Annotated in this window: 18 protein-coding genes; 6 read left to right on the top strand and 12 right to left on the bottom strand. The window is 70.1% G+C overall.

What is annotated here, in order from left to right; genetic code table 11:
- Positions 1–24 precede the first annotated feature (24 nt).
- Together ACXC9Q_RS37390 and ACXC9Q_RS37385 are read right to left on the bottom strand one after the other, a co-directional pair.
- Positions 25–168: a hypothetical protein gene (locus ACXC9Q_RS37390; protein ID WP_457061388.1), complete on the bottom strand. Its 144-nt coding sequence runs from the start codon at positions 166–168 to the stop codon at positions 25–27.
- Entirely contained in the window at positions 165–965 is an 801-nt protein-coding gene (locus tag ACXC9Q_RS37385; RefSeq protein ID WP_457061387.1) for a class I SAM-dependent methyltransferase, read from the bottom strand. The genes ACXC9Q_RS37390 and ACXC9Q_RS37385 overlap by 4 nt, the downstream gene beginning before the upstream one ends.
- A gap of 28 nt (positions 966–993) precedes the next feature.
- On the opposite strand from ACXC9Q_RS37385, the gene pdxR reads away from it, so the two are divergent.
- The gene (gene pdxR / locus ACXC9Q_RS37380) at positions 994–2,697 is read left to right on the top strand and encodes a MocR-like pyridoxine biosynthesis transcription factor PdxR (protein ID WP_457061385.1); all 1,704 of its coding nucleotides are present in this window, start codon (positions 994–996) and stop codon (positions 2,695–2,697) included.
- A 5-nt stretch (positions 2,698–2,702) separates the two neighbouring features.
- Here pdxR and ACXC9Q_RS37375 read toward each other — a convergent pair whose 3' ends face one another.
- The 3 genes from ACXC9Q_RS37375 to ACXC9Q_RS37365 all read right to left on the bottom strand — a co-directional run bounded on the left by ACXC9Q_RS37375 (position 2,703) and on the right by ACXC9Q_RS37365 (position 5,435).
- Positions 2,703–3,671, bottom strand: coding sequence for a hypothetical protein (locus ACXC9Q_RS37375; protein ID WP_457061383.1), 969 nt, complete (start codon positions 3,669–3,671; stop codon positions 2,703–2,705).
- A 12-nt stretch (positions 3,672–3,683) separates the two neighbouring features.
- Complete coding sequence (locus tag ACXC9Q_RS37370; RefSeq protein ID WP_457061381.1) at positions 3,684–4,970, bottom strand: MFS transporter; 1,287 nt, start codon at positions 4,968–4,970, stop codon at positions 3,684–3,686.
- A gap of 120 nt (positions 4,971–5,090) precedes the next feature.
- Positions 5,091–5,435: a sterol carrier family protein gene (locus ACXC9Q_RS37365; protein WP_405070718.1), complete on the bottom strand. Its 345-nt coding sequence runs from the start codon at positions 5,433–5,435 to the stop codon at positions 5,091–5,093.
- Between the two features lie 112 nt (positions 5,436–5,547).
- On the opposite strand from ACXC9Q_RS37365, the gene ACXC9Q_RS37360 reads away from it, so the two are divergent.
- Positions 5,548–6,177 (top strand): hypothetical protein, encoded by a 630-nt coding sequence (locus ACXC9Q_RS37360; protein WP_457061379.1) that lies wholly within the window; start codon positions 5,548–5,550, stop codon positions 6,175–6,177.
- 25 nt (positions 6,178–6,202) lie between these two features.
- On the opposite strand, the gene ACXC9Q_RS37355 is transcribed toward ACXC9Q_RS37360, so the two are convergent.
- The 7 genes from ACXC9Q_RS37355 to ACXC9Q_RS37325 all read right to left on the bottom strand — a co-directional run bounded on the left by ACXC9Q_RS37355 (position 6,203) and on the right by ACXC9Q_RS37325 (position 14,946).
- Entirely contained in the window at positions 6,203–7,741 is a 1,539-nt protein-coding gene (locus ACXC9Q_RS37355; protein WP_457061378.1) for an alpha/beta hydrolase, read from the bottom strand.
- Positions 7,738–8,781 carry a PSP1 domain-containing protein gene (locus ACXC9Q_RS37350; RefSeq protein ID WP_457061608.1) on the bottom strand — a complete coding sequence of 348 codons (1,044 nt, stop codon included), beginning with the start codon at positions 8,779–8,781 and terminating at the stop codon, positions 7,738–7,740. The genes ACXC9Q_RS37355 and ACXC9Q_RS37350 overlap by 4 nt, the downstream gene beginning before the upstream one ends.
- 96 nt (positions 8,782–8,877) lie before the next feature.
- On the bottom strand, positions 8,878–9,837 hold the full coding sequence (locus ACXC9Q_RS37345) for a DUF4190 domain-containing protein (RefSeq protein WP_457061377.1): 960 nt from the start codon (positions 9,835–9,837) through the stop codon (positions 8,878–8,880).
- 16 nt (positions 9,838–9,853) lie between these two features.
- Positions 9,854–10,522 (bottom strand): DUF4190 domain-containing protein, encoded by a 669-nt coding sequence (locus tag ACXC9Q_RS37340; protein ID WP_457061376.1) that lies wholly within the window; start codon positions 10,520–10,522, stop codon positions 9,854–9,856.
- A gap of 123 nt (positions 10,523–10,645) precedes the next feature.
- Positions 10,646–11,854, bottom strand: a complete 1,209-nt coding sequence (locus tag ACXC9Q_RS37335; protein ID WP_457061375.1) for a DNA polymerase III subunit delta' — start codon at positions 11,852–11,854, stop codon at positions 10,646–10,648.
- On the bottom strand, positions 11,851–13,836 hold the full coding sequence (tmk, locus tag ACXC9Q_RS37330; protein WP_457061373.1) for a dTMP kinase: 1,986 nt from the start codon (positions 13,834–13,836) through the stop codon (positions 11,851–11,853). The genes ACXC9Q_RS37335 and tmk overlap by 4 nt, the downstream gene beginning before the upstream one ends.
- A gap of 9 nt (positions 13,837–13,845) precedes the next feature.
- Positions 13,846–14,946 carry a pyridoxal phosphate-dependent aminotransferase gene (locus tag ACXC9Q_RS37325; protein WP_457061371.1) on the bottom strand — a complete coding sequence of 367 codons (1,101 nt, stop codon included), beginning with the start codon at positions 14,944–14,946 and terminating at the stop codon, positions 13,846–13,848.
- A 63-nt stretch (positions 14,947–15,009) separates the two neighbouring features.
- On the opposite strand from ACXC9Q_RS37325, the gene ACXC9Q_RS37320 reads away from it, so the two are divergent.
- The 4 genes from ACXC9Q_RS37320 to ACXC9Q_RS37305 all read left to right on the top strand — a co-directional run bounded on the left by ACXC9Q_RS37320 (position 15,010) and on the right by ACXC9Q_RS37305 (position 18,122).
- Positions 15,010–16,428, top strand: coding sequence for an aminotransferase-like domain-containing protein (locus ACXC9Q_RS37320; protein ID WP_457061369.1), 1,419 nt, complete (start codon positions 15,010–15,012; stop codon positions 16,426–16,428).
- 67 nt (positions 16,429–16,495) lie between these two features.
- Positions 16,496–17,404 (top strand): TIGR03620 family F420-dependent LLM class oxidoreductase, encoded by a 909-nt coding sequence (locus ACXC9Q_RS37315; RefSeq protein WP_457061367.1) that lies wholly within the window; start codon positions 16,496–16,498, stop codon positions 17,402–17,404.
- 29 nt (positions 17,405–17,433) lie between these two features.
- Positions 17,434–17,709: a type II toxin-antitoxin system Phd/YefM family antitoxin gene (locus tag ACXC9Q_RS37310; protein WP_457061366.1), complete on the top strand. Its 276-nt coding sequence runs from the start codon at positions 17,434–17,436 to the stop codon at positions 17,707–17,709.
- Complete coding sequence (locus ACXC9Q_RS37305) at positions 17,706–18,122, top strand: type II toxin-antitoxin system VapC family toxin (RefSeq protein ID WP_457061365.1); 417 nt, start codon at positions 17,706–17,708, stop codon at positions 18,120–18,122. Before ACXC9Q_RS37310 ends, ACXC9Q_RS37305 begins: the two co-directional genes overlap by 4 nt.
- The last annotated feature ends 4 nt before the right edge of the window (positions 18,123–18,126 follow it).

Here is an 18,126-nt window from a genome sequence, read left to right as displayed (position 1 = left end):
GTTTACCAGGAATTCATGAACTGGTCAGCTGAGCGCTCGTAGGTCCTCGATGAGACGCTCCACATCCCGGTCCGGTAATCCGTTGGGTGACGTCGGCCGGAGCTGCCGCCGCTGGTTGCGGTTGAGCCCCCGGCAGACCAGTACGACGAGAGCCAGCAACGTGATCATGTCCGTCCCACTGCCTTGAAGAACGTGTAGTGAAAGGTGCCGCCGGACGCTGCGGTCTTCTCCAGGTCGCGAATCCCCGACGCCCACTCGGCCGGCGTCCGCATCCCGGCGGCAATGGCGCGTTCGCGGACCGACTCGACCATCGCAATGAAGGTCTTCCGGGTGAAGCCGTCGACCAGGTGCGGCCGCGTCTCGTCGGCGTACACGGTGCACGGCCGGGCGCGGACATCGTCATACCCGGCGTTCTTGAGCAACGGCTGCAGGCGCCGGCCGATCAGCGCGTCGCCGCCGGCCTCGGCCTGGAGGTCGCTGAGGCAGTCGATCACCGCTTGCGCCGCCGTACTGCGCGGGTGGAAGAAGGCTGACCCGTGATCGCCCTCGATGACGGTGATCGTGCCGCCGGGCTTGAGCAGACGGCGCAGTCCGGTGAGCGCGGCGTGCGGGTCGGGCAGGTGCTCGAGGACGAAGCAGAGGAAGACGTGGTCGAACTCCTCCGCGGGCAGCTCGTGCAGGTCGGCGTGCCGCCAGTCGACTCGGGCGTCCGGTGCGATCGCGGCGACCCGGGCCTTGGCTCGCGCGAGGGATTCCTCGGAGATGTCGACGGAGACGAGGTCGATGCCGGGGCTGCGGGTCACCAGTTGCACCGTCTGTGCGCCGACCCCGCAGCCCGCCTCTAGGACGCGGCTCCCGGCCGGGTAGCTGGTGCCGTCGTGAAGAAGATCGGCCAAGGTCTGCGCCTGGTCGGTCAACCGGCGGGTCTCCGCCGGCGTGTAGCCGTGCACGTAGTCGGTTCCCATAACCCCACGGTGCCGCCACAATGGTCCGGTGCACAGGTCCAATCCGAGCCAAAGTGGCAGGTCCAATGGATCGGCCGCCGGTACGTCGCCGACCGGCCCCGACTCCCCGCACCCGGCCGACGCCGACTCTCCGCACCTGAAACCCGCCGGAGCCGACTCCCCGCAACGGAACCCGGCGGGCGCCGATTTCCTGCAGCTGAATCCGGCGGACGCACCTGCGGGCGGCCTCGCGGACTGGCTGACCGACCGCCTCCGCACCGCCATCTCCGACGGCCGACTTCCCCTCGGCACCCGCCTCCCCGCGACCCGGGTCCTCGCCGCCGAACTCCACATCTCCCGAGGCGTAGTCACCGAGGCCTACCAACGCCTCACCGAAGACGGCCACGTGGCCGGCCGAGGCCGAGCCGGCACCATCGTCGTCGCCGCCCCCATCAGCACCACCGCACCTGCCGAGCGCCGGGCTGGCGACGTGACAGCCGCCGGACGAGACGGAGCGGCGGCGCAGCACGGTGGGGAGGCGGACGCCGCACCACACAGTGGGGTGGCGGACACCGCTCGGCGAGTTCCCACTGAAGGCCGTGGCCTTCGGGCGCGGCGGGATAGGGAGGGGGCGGTGGTCGAGCAGCCTGGGTTGGATGTGTTCGACAGTTTGCGGGCTGCGCCGGCGCGGATCGATCTGACGCCTGGGGTGCCGGATCTGGCGGCGTTTCCGCGGAGCGCCTGGTTGCGCGCCGAGCGGACGGTGCTGAACGACCTGGAGTCATCCGCCTTCGGGTACGGCGATCCAGCCGGAACGCCGGCCCTACGCCGGGCAGTCGCGAACTGGCTGGCGCGCAACCGCGGTGTCGCCGCCGACCCGGACGACCTGATCATCGTCGCCGGCGTCTCACAAGCGATCGGCCTCGTCGCGCAGGTCCTCAAAGACCGTGGCATCACCGAGATCGCCGTCGAGGACCCCGGCTCGCTCGGCTCCCGGCAGCACCTGCAGAACTGGGGTCTGACCACGATCCCGATCCCGGTCGACGGTGACGGCCTCCGGGTCGACCTGCTCCGCGCGTCCGGCGCCGGCGTCGTGATGGCGACTCCCGCGCACCACTTCCCGACCGGCGTCGTACTGGAAGGCGAACGGCGGCGCGAACTGATCCAGTGGGCCGCCGAGGGCGGGCTGATCCTGGAGGACGACTACGACGCCGAGCACCGGTACGACCGTCCCCCGGTTCCCGCTCTGCGCACGATGCTCACGGATCAGGTCATCTACGCCGGCAGCGTGTCGAAGCTGCTCGCACCCTCCCTCCGGATCGGGTGGATGCTGCCACCGCCGCAGTACAAGGACGCACTGATCGGGATGAAGCGCCTGGCCGACCTCGGCAACGCCGCGCTTCCCCAGCTCACCCTCGCCCAGTTGATGGAGTCCGGCGAACTCGAACGCCAACTGCGCTTCCTCCGTCGCCGGCACCGCACCCGCCGCGACGCCATGGTCGACGCAATCCGCAACTATTTGCCCACAGCAACCGTCCACGGCGCCGCGGCCGGCCTGCACCTCACCATCACCTTCGAGGATGCCTCGAACGACGTGGAGCTAGCCGCCGCGGCACTACAGAAGGGCGTCAAGACCCACCCCCTCTCCTGGCATTGCCAGCTCCCGCACGCCCCCGGCCTCGTCCTCGGGTACGCCGCCCGCACCCCCACCGAGATCACCGAAGCCATCGCCACCATCGCCGAGGTCAGGTAGGCAGCTCAACGCGTGTACAGCGGGGACATCGCCAGGGCGAAGGTGATCATCAGGTCCGGGTCGATCGGCCGGGCAGGCAGTGGGACGAGGTCGACCAGTTTGTCGTCGCCGACCCGGATCGTGGTGCGCCCGGTCGCGGTGTCGACGTACGCCTCGTCGCCGAGCGGGATCGGCTGCGACGTCGCGGCCTTCCGCATCGGCGCCATCAGGGCCTCCGCGTTCGGAGTCCGCCGTACCGACGTGGAGAGCACGCTCGTCGGGTTCACCCAACCACAGACCAGGTCACCGAGCGCGGTCTGACCGTCCCGACGGACCATCGCGGGCGCGCCCATCACCTTCTCCGCCGCGGCCGATCCGCGCTCGCAGTCCGGCCGCGCGATCAGCGGCTGAGCCTCCGGCAACCCGGGCGCCTGCCGGACCACTTCCTGCCCGAGTACGACGTACTTCGCCAGGGTCGCCGGTGGTCCGCTGACCTTGTACAACCGCCCGTCCAGCAGGAACACCACGAATGTGCTGGTCCCGTATCCGCCCTCACCCACGACCACGGGCTTGGCCTTCTCGCCCTTCGTCGCGGCATAGGCCTTCTGCGTCGCCGCCAGCGTCGCCTTGGTTGCCGGAAGCACCGAAGTCCCGACCCGCAGGACCGGCCCGTTCGGACTGGTGCTGAGACCGAGCTGACAGACGTCGTACGTCGGCAACCCGAACTCGGCCGGGATCGCCTTGGGCTGGATCTGCACCACCGGCACCGCGAGCGTCGACTGCACCAGTGACTGATCCATCCGCACACACAGCGTGTCCGCGACCTTGGACGTAGCCGGACCGCTCGGGGTCTCGGACGGCGTCTCCGACGGGGTCTCGGTAGGCGCGGTGCTGATCGAGACCAGCGGCGGCACGTTCGGGGCGTCCTCCTCCCCGGGACCGCTACACCCCGCGACGACCAGCAGGCCGGCGATCAGTACAAGGCGGATGCGCATGATGACAAGACTTTAACTGGCTGTGCGTAGTTCCCTTTCGCGGACCGCATGTTCGTCGGTGCGTGCGTCGTACTGCCAGAACTCGCGCAGCCAGGCCGCCGTCCCGATCACGCCGACGACGCACAAGGCGCCACCGCTCACGATCGCCACCCGGACACCGGTGAGGTCCGCGACCAGGCCGGAACGGGCCTGGCCGCCGAGCGGACCGAGGGAGTAGCCGAGCATCTCGATGCCCGCGAGCCGGCCGCGCATCTCGTCCGGGATCGTCTGGTTCCAGATCACCGACCGGAACAGCACCGAGACCATGTCCGCGGCACCGGCCACGGCGAAGAACGCGATCGCGAACCAGATGTTCGGTGCCAGCCCGGCGATCCCGACCGCGGCACCCCAGCAGATGGTGGCGAGGACGACGGCCCGGCCCTGGTGGTGGACGTGTTTCGCCCAGCCGCTGGTGAGGCTGGCGCACATCGCCCCGATCGCCTCGGCGCTGTAGAGGAGACCGAGCAGTTTCGGCTGCTGCAGGACCTCGGTGGCGAACGCCGGGAACAGCACGATCGGCATCGCCAGGAACATCCCGACCATGTCCACCAGGTAGGTGGCGAGCAGGTCCCTGCGGCGGAACGCGTACACGATCCCGCCGCCGATCGCGCGCAGGCTCGGCGGCGTGCTGTGCTCATTCGTCCGGTACGGGCGCAGGCCGAGGTAGAGCGCGGTCGCGAGCACCAGGCCGGTCAGCTCGACCGCGAACGCCCAGGTCACGCCGACCGCGCCGATCAGCAGGCCGGCGAGCGCCGGGCCCGCGAGCTGGCCGACCTGCATCGTCAGCGAGCTGAGCGCGACCGCGGCCGGGATCTCCTCGTGCCGCACGACCCGCGGGAGGAGGGCCTCCCGACTCGGCCGCTGCAGGGAGGTGGCGATCGCGTTCAGCGCGCCGCAGACGTAGATGAGCCACACCTGCGGGTGGTCCAGCAACGAGTTGCCGAGCAGTGCCGCGCAGATCAGGACCTGCGCCATGCCGGTGCCGATCAGCAGCTTCCGGCGGTCCACATGGTCCGCGAGGGCGCCGCCGTACAGGCCGAAGACGACGAGTGGCGCGATCGTCACCAGGCCCATCGCGCCGACGGCGAAATTCGAGCCGGTGAGCTGGTACAGCTGGTACGGCAGCGCGACGTACCCGAACATGCCGCCGAGGAAGAAGACCGATCCCGACACCAGCAGGATGCGGTAGTCGCGAGAGCTGTGCCACGGGGTCAGATCGACACGGAGCCGGGCCAGCCACGCGCGGACACTTGCTGCCACTGGCACATAGTGCCAGCTCCGATCGCCGGGGAAGAACCGATGTGTCCCTACCGTGAGACGCACGCGGCCGCGGCATCCTGGGGGTGCCGCGGCTCAGTGCTGTCTGCGATGTTCGCGCTCTCAGGCCAGCGGCAGCAGGGCGCTCAGGTCGGTGCGTTCGCCGCTGGCGCGAAGTTTGCCGGACTGGCGGGCGTCCGCCCAGGCGACGCGGCCGAGGGCCAGGTCGATCCAGAGCTCGGGCGGGAGCTCGACCACGGCGCCCGGCGTACCCCGGGTGTGCCGCGGGCCCTCGATGCACTGGACCGCGCCGTACGGCGGGACCCGCACCTCGACCGCGTGTCCGGGAGCCTTCGCGACCAGGAGCTTCAGCAACTGCTTGGTGAGCAGCTTCAGGTCGGCGCGTTCCGCCGTACCGGCGTCATATCGCTGCAGGGCCTGGTGAAATGCGGGGTCGTGCGTGCTCACGACGTGTCAGCGTACTGCCGCGATGAAGTTTGTGCTCATCCCTGGCGGCCGATTGCGGAGACGCCCCTGTTGTCGGGGATAATCGGCCGGGAGAGAGGGAAGCGAGGTCGGGATGCTCACGCCCAGGCACCAGGCGCTGCTGATGACGCTGGCGGGAATGACCGTCGGCGTAGCCGTGTTCGGCGCGGTGCTCGCCTTCAACGGCAATCCATTGGCAGGCGACGACACCCCGGCCGGGATCGTGAACAGTCAACCCGCCTCCAAGACGCCGGCCCGGACCGACGGGCTCCAGCCCGACTCCCTGCAGTACGCCGTACAGACCTTCGGCAGCGCGGACGCACCGGTGTCGGCCGAGGTCCCGACCGGGTGGAAGAGCTCCCAGGCCGGCACGCGGCCGCGGTTCCTCGACCCGACCGGCGTCTGGCAGCTCCGGTTCGACACCCGCGGCAGCAACGAGTCCCCGGACAAGCTGGTAGCGGCCCGGGCCCGCAGCATCGATGAGCGCGATCTCAAGGTGATCAGCCGCGACAACGGCACCCTGATCTACACGTACGTCGACCAGACGCGCGGGCCGCGGATGGGCCTGTCCCGCTGGATCTCCACCGACGGCGGCACGAGCTCCGCGGTCGAGATCACCGTCGGCGGGCGCCCGCAGGACGAGGCCGGCCTGCGCGCCATCCTCCAGCACGCCACCGACACGCTGCAGCTCCCGCCCGCAGCCGGCGATACCCGGCCGAACTGAACAGACTTCCGGCGCTTCGCGCCCGCTAACACTTGATGTCGGCGGTCGGCGCCGTACCTTGCAGCAGGTAGCTCTCCACGGCGTTGTCCACGCACGGATTGCCCTGCTTGTAGCCGGTGTGGCCGTCGCCGTCGCGGGTGATCAGCACGCCGCTCTCCAGCTGGTGCGCGAGCCCGACGGCCCATTCGTACGGAGTCGCGGGGTCGCGGGTGGTGCCGACGACCATGATCGGCTTCGCGCCGGCCGCCTTGATCGCGTGCGGCTTGTCCTCGGCCTTCACCGGCCAGTTCGCGCACGGCAGCGAGCCCCAGAGCAACGCGCTCCCGAACCGCGGCGAGGCCGCCTCGTACTCCGGCATCTCCGCCTTGGCCTCCGCGACCGAGGTGATGTCCGGGCGATCCAGGCAGTTGACCGCGTAGATCGCCTCGTTGGCGTTGTCCGAGTAGCCTGACGGCTCGCGGTCGGTGTACTGATCGGCCAGCGCGAGCAGGCGGGCGCCGTTCCCGGCCAGGCCGTCGAGGACCGCATCCTCGAGCTGCGGCCACAGCTGCTTCAGGTAGAGCGGGGACAACACGCCGAGCAACACCAGGGCCTGCGTGACCTCGCGTTTCCCGTCGCCGGGCAGCGGGGTCGCGTCACTGTCCTTGATCAGCTTGTCGATCTTCGCGAGCACTTCGGCCTTGCTGCTCCCGAGCCGGCACGACCGCTGGGCGCAGTCCTCCGCGAACGCGTCCAGCGCGGTGTCGAAGCCCCTCGCCTGGGCGATGTTGTTCTGCTTCGCGGTCTTCGACGGGTCGACCGCGCCGTCGAGCACCAGCCGGCCGACGTTCTTCGGGAAGAGTTCGGCGTACGTCGCACCCAGGTAGGTGCCGTACGAGAAGCCGAGGTAGTACAGCTCCGGGTCGCCGACGATCCCCCGCAGTACGTCGATGTCGCGCGCGGCGTCCTGGGTCGACACGTGCGGCAGCAGCTCGCCGGAGCGCTGCTCACAGCCGTCCGCGAGGATCTTCGCCTCGTTGTTCAGGTCGGTGATCTCGGCCTCGGTGTCCGGGCTGCCGTCAGTCGCGATGAACTTGTCCATCTGCCCGGTGTCCAGGCAGCGCACCGGCGTCGACTGCCCGACCCCGCGCGGGTCCCAGCCGATCACGTCGAACTTCCGCAGCAGCGACGAGCCCAGCACGAACCCGGCCGAGGCGGCGAACTTCTCCCCGGAGGCACCCGGCCCGCCCGGATTGATGAACAACGTCCCGATCTTCCCGGCCCGGTCCCTGGCCGACACCTTCCGCGCCCGCAGCTCGATCGTCTGACCGGTCGGCTTGGTGTAGTCCAGCGGCACAGTGATCGTGGCGCACTGCTGGTTGGAGCCACAGCGCTGCCAGTCCGGCTGCTGCTGGTAGAACCTCTCCAGCCCTGCCGGGATCGGCCCGACCGGCCCCTTCGGCGGATTCGCCCCGGTCCCGGTCGCCGTACCGTCACCCGCATCCTGCGCGCGACTCGCCACCCCACACCCACTCACGAGCACCGCCAGGGCTGCCACCAGCACGGTTGTCCTGCGGAATCTCACTGCGGGCTTTCTCCCTCGTCTTCGTGGTGCAGTCGGCGCCGGCGCCGTGGCTTGCGTGGCCGCCGCTCCTCGGGCGTCTCAGCCGCCGTCGTCTCGGCCCCCGTTTCAGCTGGTGGCGTTTCGGCCACAGCCTGGGCTGCCGGTGTGTCCGTGACCCCGGGTTCGTCCGGCACGACGTCGGCCAGCTCCTCGGGCAGTGGCGCGTCGGAGGTCGTCGTACTGGAGGCTTCGTACTGTTGCCGCGGCGAGCACACGTCCGCCCGGCTGCACGCGCACCGCCGGCCGGATGCCGCCAGCCGGACCACCACGGTGTCGCTCGGAACGTTGTGCCCGACCACCACTCCATCACCCGCGGGGGTCTCCACCTGCGTCCCGGCCGCCGGCGCCTTCGCGTTGAACTCCTGGTAGAGCGGGTGCTCGTACTTCAGGCAGCACATCAGCCGCCCGCACGCGCCGGAGATCTTCAACGGGTTCAGCGGCAGGTCCTGGTCCTTCGCCATCCGTACGCTGACCGGCTCGAAGTCCTTCAGGAACGTCGCACAGCACAGGTCCCGCCCGCACGGCCCGATCCCGCCCTGCAGCCGGGCCTCGTCGCGCGCACCCACCTGCCGCAGCTCGATCCGCGCCCGGAGAGCCCTGGCCAGATCCCGCACGAGCTCGCGGAAATCGACCCGGTGCGGCGCGGAGAAGTACACGATGACGAGCTGATCGACATCCGCGCGGCGGTCGACGAAGTCGATACCGACCACCTTCATCGGCAGACCGTGCTGCCGGATCGTCCGTTTCGCGATCACCCGCGCGTCGGCGCGCCGCTGCCGGTTCTGCTCGTCGCGATCCAGGTCCGCGGCCGTGGCGACACCCTCACACAGCGGCAGCCCGCCGATCTCCTCGGTAACGTACTGCGGCGCCCACACGCACTCCGCCACCTCCGGCCCGTCATCGGTCGGAACCAGCACTTTGTCCCCGACACGCGGACGATGCGGGCCGGGGTCCAGGTAATAGAGCCGCCCGTACCGCTCGAACGACACCGCCATAACCATGCCCACGGCGCCAGAGTACTTGCCGGGGGCCAGCTCGACCCATGCGCGCTCCTACCCACCCGACGCGTTCTTGCCGGCGTCGCACGCTTGGGGTGCTTAGCGGTGGGTGCCCTTCACGCTCCCGGTGAGCGGTTCGTCGTCCGGTCCGTACGCCGCACAGACCACCAGGCGGTCGTTGTGGTTCCACAGACTCTCGTCGGGTGACCAGTACACGTATTCGAGCTCGGACTCGTCCGCCGGGGTGCCGACGTACGTGCCGAACTGCGTCGCACAGGTGTTGTCGGCAGCCTTGCGAACACCCTTGTCGCCCGGGTACGGACCATCCGGGAGCGTGACATCGGCAATGATCTCGGCGTCGTGCGGTTCCGCACAGGGCTTTCGGATCGCCTCGTTGTCGTCCTCGCCGTCGTCGAAGCAGTCGCCGACGGCCAGGTATTCGACGTACGTGATGTCGGCCGGAGCTGACGAGACGGGCTCGGGGCCGCTGGAGCTGTCGTCGACGGTTGAGCCGATCGCGATGAGGACGCCGAAGAGGACGAGGTAGCCGATGGTGGTCAGGGAGCCGATGACCAGGCCGGCGATCGCCATTCCCTTGCCGGTTTCCTGGCGCTTCTTGAGTTGGACCAGGGCGGCGATGCCCAGGCCGATCGCCACCGGGGCGGCGAGGCCGAAGAAGATGCCGCCGATGCCGGTCGCCAGCGCCGCGGTGGCCAGCCCGTTGGTGCCACCCGTCGTCCCCGGATACCCATAGCCGTACCCATAGGGCGCCGGCGCCGGGCCGTACGACGCCGGATACTGCGGCTGCCCGTACTGCGGTTGGCCGTACGGCGCCTGTCCACCAGGTTGCCCGTACGGCGTTTGGCCACCAGGCTGCCCATACGGCGGCTGGGATTGGCCGTAAGACGGTGGCGGCTGCTGGGGTTGAGGCTGGCCCGGGGCGGCCCATGGGGTGGCGGGCTGTTGGGCGTGCGGCTGGTCGGGCCGGCCGTAGGTCGGGAACGACCTCGGCGCGTCCTGTGGGCGGCCCGCGTCCGGGTCGTATGGTGGCTGCGTCACTCTTCCCCCGCGAGTACTACCGTTGCGATCCGCGCATGCTACCGGTCAGCCGCATCCCCGGCATTCCGAGCAGGCACAGGACGTTGCCATCAGCAACAGCACGATCTTCCAGCACGACGTAGTACATGTCCAGTTCGGACCGCTCGTACGGCTTCCCGACGAACGCGTTGAACGCGGTCGCGCACTGCTGGGTCGCGACCGTCTGGGTCTGGTCGGCGGCCAGGCCGGTCAGACTGGCGCGGACCTTCGAGTACGCCTCCCCGGTGTGCGGAACCGCACAGTCCGCGATCCGCACCACCCGCAGGGCTGCGGCCTCCAGGTCCGCGTCGAAGCACCGCCCGACGGCGACCTGCGCGATCCCGACGGTCCGGCCGATGCCGGCCCGACGCTCGCCGAGCACGTTGAGGGTGACCGCGACGCTGGTCGCGAGAATCCAGCACAGACTGACCGCCAGGGCGCCGTACGCGAGTTTCTTGCCGCGGCCGCCGGTCCGCTTGATCCGGCGCAACGCGATCCCGGCCAGCACCAGGGCGATCGGGACCAGGCCCGGAAGGCTGGTCACGAACGCCGCCACGGCGTATCGGTCCTGCCGCTGCTGCGCCGGTGTCGGTACGCCGGCCAACCACGATTCGGCCGGCGGCAGCGAGGGCCGCGCCGGCTGGATCGGAGGGGGCGGCTGGCTCATGAGGGTCCGTTCGGCGATCGGCCGAGCGGTAATGCTCGGACACCCGAACATCGGACTGGTCGGTCTCGGTGTTACAGCAGCTGCCCAGTAATCGGACGGCAGTCTCAGAAAGTGACCACGCGGTTATCGCTGGACCCGGCGCGGGACGTGCGGGCCGTCGTTGCGGCCCTCGAACAGCGACACGGTCATCGCCTCGAGGGCGAGCAGCGGTGCGACGTTGGCCTCGATGGCCTCACGACAGGCGGTGATCGCGCCGATCCGGCGAATGGTCTGCTCCGGCGTGGTCCGGCCGGCCAGCTGCTCGATGTTCGGGTGCAGCTCGGCGTTGATCAACTCGGTGCCGGCGTTGGTCTGCACGACCAGCACGTCCCGGTAGAGCGCCATCAGATCGACGAGTGACCGGTCGAGCACGTCGCGTTCCCAGCGCTTGGCGCGCGCCTTCTGCTGCTCATCGAGCTCCTTCAGCGCAGCGTTGGCCTCGCGCGGCTTGGCGCCCTTGGTCCCGACGCCGAGCGCCTGCTCGAGCGCGGCCCGTTCCTTCTCGTCGACCTTCTCGGCGCTGGCCTTGGCCTCGTCCTTGGCCGCCTCGACCAACTGCTGGGCAGCCTTCAGACAGGCCCCGAGATCCCGCAACGCGAACGGAACCTCGAGCACCTTGTTCCGCCGGTCGCGCACCTCTTCGTCCCGCGCCAGCGCCCGCGCCCGCCCGATGTGCCCCTGCGCCGCCCGCGCCGCGAACCCGGCCAGCTCCGGATCCACCCCGTGCTTGCTGGTCAGCATGTCCGCCACCGCGGCCACCGGCGGCGTCCGCAGCACCAGCAGCCGGCACCGCGACCGGATCGTCGGTACGACGTCCTCCACGGTCGGCGCGCACAGCACCCAGACCGTCCGGGGCGCGGGCTCCTCGATGCTCTTCAGCAACGCGTCGGCGGCCTGCTCGGTCAATCGGTCCGCGTCCTCGACGACCATCACCTGCCAGCGGCCCTGGGTCGGGCTCATCGCCGCCCGGCGGACGAGTTCACGGATCTCGCTGACTCGGATCGACAGCAGTTCGGTCCGGATCAGCGACACATCCGGGTGCGCGCCGCTGAGCGCCGTACGGCAGTCGTTGCACTCGCCACAGCCCAGGTCGTGACACTGCAGCGCGGCCGCGAACGCCCGCCCGGCGTTCGAGCGGCCGGATCCGGGCGGGCCGGTGATCAACCACGCATGCGTCATCCCGGCCACGGCGGCGCCGGTCTCGCCCCGCATCCCGGCCGCCGCGCTGGCCACGGCCCTCGTCAGCACGGCCACGGCCGGCTGCTGCCCGACCAGGTCGTCCCACACACTCATAGGTCCACCTTCGGAAGGATCGGCTGGAGCCGGGCGCGGATCTGCTTGGCGAGGTCGTCGCGGTCCTGGGTGGCGTCGAGGACCAGATAGTGCTGGGGCTCCGCGGCGGCGAGCTCGAGGAACGCGGTCCGGACCCGCTCGTGGAAGTCGTGCGACTGAGACTCGATCCGATCCCGCTCGGCGAAGCGCCCGAGGCCGCTCTTCGGCGGCAGGTCGAGCAGGATGGTCAGGTTCGGCCGGAGGTCGTCGGTGGCCCAGCGGTTCACCCGCTCGACGTCGGACAGGTCGAGGTCTCGCCCGGATCCCTGATACGCCAGCGCGGAGTCGACGTACCGATCGGTGATGACGACGGCGCCGGCCTTGAGCGCGGGCTTGATCACCGAGTCCACGTGCTCGGCCTTGTCGGCGGCGTAGATGAGCGCCTCGGCACGATGCGAGATGTCGCCGGTGGCCGGGTCGAGGACGATCTGCCGCAGCGTCTTGCCGAGGTCGGTCGCGCCCGGCTCGCGGGTGAGCAGGACCTGCTGGCCCTGCTCCTTCAGCCACTCCACGAGCAGCGCGGACTGCGTCGACTTCCCCGCGCCCTCACCGCCTTCGAGCGCGATGAACAGGCCGGTGGTCGGATACACGCCAGTAGTCTTGCCGAAGCTGCGCCGTACGTCGCGCCAGAACGGGACGCCCGGACGATCGTCCATCTGCCGCCACGCGATCAGCCCGATCACCCCGGCCAGGATCGCGGCGATCAGCATGGTCATCGAGGCACCGTTGTAGGTGACCGACTTGCCGCCGATCGTGTACGTGTGCCGGCCGATCGCACCAGCCGCGAACGGCGCGATCGCCAGCGTGACCGCGAGGACCGTGCGTACCGCGGACTGGACGAACGCGAAGGTCCGGCCGCGGACCGCGTCCGGGACCTCGAGACCGAGCAGCGTATAGCCGGAGACCCAGGAGGCGCCGGCGCAGAAGCCGAGCAGGATCGCGATCATCGTGGCGATCTCGATCTGCTGGATCAGCGCCAGTCCGGCCAGGCAGACCCCTGAGCCGACCAAGCCGGCGGCGAACAGCCGGCGCCGGGACAGACCGGAGAAGAGCCGCGGCGCGAACCCCATGCCGAGTGCGAGACCGCCGAAGACAGCGCCGAACAGCACGCCGTACCCGGGGTCGCCGGCCCCGAGACCCTCGACATACGTCCGGCCGAGGCCGATCACGACCGCTCCGGCCGCGAACGCGCCGGAGATCCCGACCACGAGACCGCGGACCACCGGCGTACCGGTGACGTAGGACCAGCCCTCGACCATGGTCCGCCACAGCGTCGGGTGGTCCTCGTGCTCGTGGATGGCGCGGCCGATCTCGGCGACCGACAGGATCGCGAACGCCGAGATGACGAAGGTCGCGGCGTTCACGTACACGGCCAGGTCGATCGCGAAGTGACCGGCCCAGCGGGACACCAGGGTGATCGCGGTGAAGATGACCGCGGCCGGCAGGGCGGTCCCGTACGTCGTGATCAGGCTGAGCTGGTTGGCTGCCTCGAGCCGGTGCCGGGGCACCAGGTTGGGCACGCTCGCGTCCTTGGCCGGACCCCAGATCAGGCTGACGATCTCGATCAGCACGGTCGCCACCAGCACCCAGGTCAGCGTGCCGACGAGCGGGATGCTGACGAAGAACGCGGCCCGGATCAGGTCGCCGATGATCATCGTCCAGCGCCGGTCCAACCGGTCCGCGATCCAGCCGGCCACCGGGCCCATCACCAGGGCGGGCAGCACGCGCAGGAACAGCACCCCGCCGATCGCGAAGTTCGCCGCCTGGTAGTCGTCGCCGGCGAACGCCTTCGCCATCGCCGTCAACGCCAGCAACCCGATCCAGTCGCCGAGACTGGACAGCCCGAAGGCGATCCACAGCCGCCGGAACGCCCGAATCCGCAACACCGCACGCACATCGTGCGCCGGTGCAGGATCGGTCAGCGGGTCATAAACCTCCGGCACACCCAAAGACTAGTGGGCGGCATCGACAGCCTGACGCAGCGCATCCAGGGCTGCCTTCAGCTCGACCGGAGGCGGGAATCCGAACCCGAGCCGGAACACCCCGGGCTCGTCGCCGAACCAGTCGCCGTCGGCCAGCCGCACACCCAAGTCCGCGGCCGCCCGGCGGAATCGACCCAGATCGACGTGCGGCTTCAGCCGGACCGCGCACAGCGCACCCGCATCCGGCTGGATCCACTCGATCACGTCGCTGTTGTCCCGCACCCACCCCTCGGTGATGGCCAGTCCCTCGGCGAGCCAGGCCCGTCGTACGGCGAGAATCTCGTCCTCGCGCTCCAGCACCCGGACGGCGAGCGCCTCGGTCACCGGGGACGCGGACACGACCGTGTTGAACTTCGCGGTCACCACGCGGTCGACCAGGTCCGCATCGGTGCTGACGATCCAGCCGATCCGCAGCGCCGCCGCGCCGTGGCATTTCGACAGCGACGCGACCGTCACGACCTTCGGGCCGAGGTCGACCGCGGTCGCCGCGATCGGATCATCGCCGTACGCCGCGGTCCGGTAGGTCTCGTCGACCATCAGGTACGCGTCCGGGCAGATCTCGCCCATGGCGGCGACGATCTCTTCCAGGGTCTGGTGGGGTACGGCGACTCCGGACGGGTTCTGTGGTGTCGTCAGGCTGACCAGCTTGGTGTCGGGCGTGAGCTGCGCACGGACGGCGTCGGCGGTCAGGCGGTAGCCGTCGTCGAAGGTCAGCGGGACTACGCGGACGTCGGCACCGATCGACGCGTAGGCGTTGCCGGTCGACGGGAACAGCGGCTGGGTCGTGACGACCTGACCGCCGCGATCCACCAGCAGGTAGGCGAGCAGGAAGATCGCGTGCATTCCACCGACCGTGACGACGACCTGCTCCGGACGTACGCCGTCGCGTACGGCGATCGCCGTACGCAGCCGGAGGTCGCCGGGCGCGGTGCCGTAGCCGAGCTCGAGGTCGGCCAGCTCCGGGGTCAGGAGGTCGCCCAGGCGCAGGTCCGGCCCGTAGCTCTCGCCCAGGTCGTGCCGGGGATGTTCGGCGGTCAGCGACGCGATGTCGTTGGGGGGAAAGGTGGCCATGCCGCCATCGTCCGAGGGTTTCGCTGGCATCCCCAGAGCCAATCCGGCAGAATTGGTTCGCGAATGAGGCCAATCGAGGTGGTTGAGCGGTTGGGCCGCTGGTCGTCCGGCCGCGGCCCCCTGTACGTGCTGCTCGCGACCCGCCTCCGCCGGCTGATCGACGACGGCGAACTACCTCCCGGTGTGCTGCTGCCACCCGACCGGGCGCTCGCCGGCGCGCTGGCAGTCGGGCGGACCACGGTGGTCGGGGCGTACGAACTGCTCCGGTCGGAGGGCCGGATCACTCGCCGTCAGGGCAGTGGGACGCGGGTCGCGGGTACGCCGAGCACCGGTCCTCTCGAGGACGCCCCCGTGGATCCGATCTTCCTTGACTCCCTGGAGTCGCGGGACGACGACGTACTGCTCGCCATCTGTGCCGCGCCCGGCGATCCGCCACCGCAACTGGCCGAGGCGTACGCGCGGATCGTGCCGGAGCTCAGCCGGATCTCGGGTGATATCGGGTACTACCCGTACGGCCATCCGGTACTGCGTGAGGCGCTGGCCGACCGTTATACCGAGCAGGGTGTGCCGACGACGCCGGACCAGATCCTGGTGACGAACGGCGGGCAGCAAGCGCTGTCGTTGCTGGCCCATGCCTTGCTGTCGCCTGGCGATCAGGTGCTGGTAGAGGCGCCGACGTACCCGGGTGCTTTGGAGGCGTTCCGGGAGAAGGGCGCGGTGCTGCGCGGTCTGCCGGCCGGACTCGACGGCTTCGAGGCCGCTGTCCGGGAGCGTCGTCCAGCGGCCGCCTACGTCATCCCGACGTACCAGAACCCAACCGGCTCGGTACTGCCCCCGCTGGCCCGTGAGCGACTGGCCAGGGTCGCGGCCGACGTACCACTGATCGAGGACGAGGTGCCGGCCGACCTCGGGTTCCCCGGTGAGCCGCGGCCCATGTCCTTGGCGGCCTTCAGCGACGCGGTCGTCTCGGTCGGCTCCCTCAGCAAAAGCATCTGGGGCGGCCTCCGCATCGGCTGGATCCGCGCCGCCGTACCTCTCGTCAACCGCCTGGCCCGCATCCGAGCCGTCCACGACCTGGGCGGCAACGTCCCCACCCAGCTGGCCGCAGCCCACCTGGTCACCAAACTAGACGACCTCGGCCGCGCGGAAGAACTCCAATCCCGCCACGACCACCTCCAAGCCCTCCTGGCCGAGCACCTCCCGAGCTGGCACGTCCCAACCATCCAAGGCGGCCAAACCCTCTGGGTGAAACTCCCCCAAGGCGACGGCAACTCCTTCGCCCAAACCGCCCTCCGCCACGGCTTAGCCATCCTCCCCGGAGCCGGCCTCGACGTCACCGGCGCGAGCGACCCCTACGTCCGCCTCCACTTCCGCGCCCGCCCGGACGACCTCACCGAGGCCGTCACCCGCCTGACCACCGCCTGGCACGCCTACAACCCCCCAGCCGACCGAGTACACCCCCGCCCGACCATCGCCATCTGACCACGACCGGTCCACTGGCTGAAAAGTGGATCCTGACGGTACGGCCACCGGGCCATACCGTCGGGCTATGCCATCGGATCAGCACGCCCGGCCGCTGGGAACCGTCGGGATCTGGGCGCCGTCGTCACTCTGGGCCCAGGAGGGCGACCAGTTGCGGGAGGCCGTCGTCGAACTGGCGGAACTGGGATTCGGCACCATCTGGCTCGGCAACGGTCCGGACATGTTCGACCTGGCGGCGACCGCACTCGCGGCGACCGAGCGGATCACGGTCGCTACCGGGATCGTGAACATCTGGGTGCACAGCTCCGCCGATGTCGCGGAGGCGTACCACCAAGCCGAGAAGCGGTCCCCGGGCAGACTGCTGCTCGGCCTCGGCAACGGACCCCGCGAACCGGCCCAGTGGGCGCTGTCCCCCTATCGCGAACTCACGCAGTACCTGGACCAGCTGGACGCGGCGGGCGTCCCGGCCGAGGCCAGGATCCTGGCGGCAGTCGGACCCCGCATGCTGGCGCTCTCGGCCGCCCGGAGCCGCGGCGCCCATCCGTTCCTCATCACCCCGGATCACACGGCGTCGGCTCGTACGGCGCTCGGCCCCGGGCCACTGCTCGCGGGGCCGAGGGTGGTGATGGAGACCGACCCGCCGACGGCACGCGCCATCGCTCGCCAGGCCCTCGACTTCTACCTGACGAAGCGTGGCTACGCGATCAATCTGCGCCGGCTCGGCTTCACCGACGACGACCTCGCCCACGGCGGCAGCGACCGGCTGATCGACGCCACCATCGCGTGGGGAGATCCGGACACCGTGCTGGCGAGAATCACCGAACACCACCAGGCAGGAGCCGATCACGTCGCGATTCAGCTCCTGACCTGGCAGACCGACACTCCGGACCGCACCAAGCGCCGGTTGCCCCGCGCCGAGTACCGCCGGCTCGCCGAGGCTTTGGCTGGCGGTGAAGCGTCTGAGTCAGCTGGCTGATGTAGAACGTTGTGTTCTACACTGAGATCATGGACAGCATTCCGGTACGTGAACTCAACCAGCACACCAGCGCCGTGCTGGCGCGCGTGGCCGGCGGCGAGACCCTCGAGATCACCGTCAGCGGCCGCCCGGCCGCTCGGCTGGTCCCGATCGACGACAGCGAACACGGAATCGCGGATCTCGTCCGTCGCGGCCGGCTGACCCCGGCGAGCGATCCCACACCACCCGCCTTGCCGCCAGGAGAGCTCGATCTGTCGATCGACTCCGCCGAGGTCATCTCCGCCCTCCGCGAGGAACGCCTGTGATCTACCTCGACTCCGCCGCGATCGTGAAACTGATCCGGCCGGAGAAGGAGACCGAGGCCCTCCACGCCTGGCTGACGGCCGAGTCGGACAAGGCGCTCGTGGCCTCAGCACTCGTCGCGACGGAGGTTCCTCGGGCCTTGCGGCGAACGGATCCGGGCCGGCTGGTGGCAGTGCCGACGCTACTGGCCAAGCTCAACCGCATCCCGATCGACGAGACACTCCTCGCGACAGCAGCCGCCTATCCGGATCCGATGCTGCGCACGCTCGACGCCATCCACCTCGCAAGCGCACAGACGCTGGTCCTCGAGGGATTGGAACTGACCGCGCTCGTGACCTACGACAAGCGTCTGCTCGCTGCAGCCACTGACGCGGGCCTGACGACCGCCGCCCCCGGCGCGGACCTACACCACTGACCAA

It is taken from the genome of Kribbella sp. CWNU-51, assembly GCF_054073265.1.
Note: the sequence above shows the minus strand (reverse complement) of the source record. Positions and strands in the feature narration are given on the sequence as shown.

Excerpts from the sequence above, each read along its gene's own strand:
- ACXC9Q_RS37390 (WP_457061388.1), bottom strand. The coding sequence starts at position 168 with ATGATCACGTTGCTGGCTCTCGTCGTACTGGTCTGCCGGGGGCTCAAC.
- ACXC9Q_RS37385 (WP_457061387.1), bottom strand. The coding sequence starts at position 965 with ATGGGAACCGACTACGTGCACGGCTACACGCCGGCGGAGACCCGCCGG.
- ACXC9Q_RS37375 (WP_457061383.1), bottom strand. The coding sequence starts at position 3,671 with ATGCGCATCCGCCTTGTACTGATCGCCGGCCTGCTGGTCGTCGCGGGG.
- ACXC9Q_RS37360 (WP_457061379.1), top strand. The coding sequence starts at position 5,548 with ATGCTCACGCCCAGGCACCAGGCGCTGCTGATGACGCTGGCGGGAATG.
- ACXC9Q_RS37350 (WP_457061608.1), bottom strand. The coding sequence starts at position 8,781 with ATGGTTATGGCGGTGTCGTTCGAGCGGTACGGGCGGCTCTATTACCTG.
- ACXC9Q_RS37340 (WP_457061376.1), bottom strand. The coding sequence starts at position 10,522 with ATGAGCCAGCCGCCCCCTCCGATCCAGCCGGCGCGGCCCTCGCTGCCG.
- ACXC9Q_RS37335 (WP_457061375.1), bottom strand. The coding sequence starts at position 11,854 with ATGAGTGTGTGGGACGACCTGGTCGGGCAGCAGCCGGCCGTGGCCGTG.
- ACXC9Q_RS37325 (WP_457061371.1), bottom strand. The coding sequence starts at position 14,946 with ATGGCCACCTTTCCCCCCAACGACATCGCGTCGCTGACCGCCGAACAT.
- ACXC9Q_RS37320 (WP_457061369.1), top strand. The coding sequence starts at position 15,010 with ATGAGGCCAATCGAGGTGGTTGAGCGGTTGGGCCGCTGGTCGTCCGGC.
- ACXC9Q_RS37315 (WP_457061367.1), top strand. The coding sequence starts at position 16,496 with ATGCCATCGGATCAGCACGCCCGGCCGCTGGGAACCGTCGGGATCTGG.
- ACXC9Q_RS37310 (WP_457061366.1), top strand. The coding sequence starts at position 17,434 with ATGGACAGCATTCCGGTACGTGAACTCAACCAGCACACCAGCGCCGTG.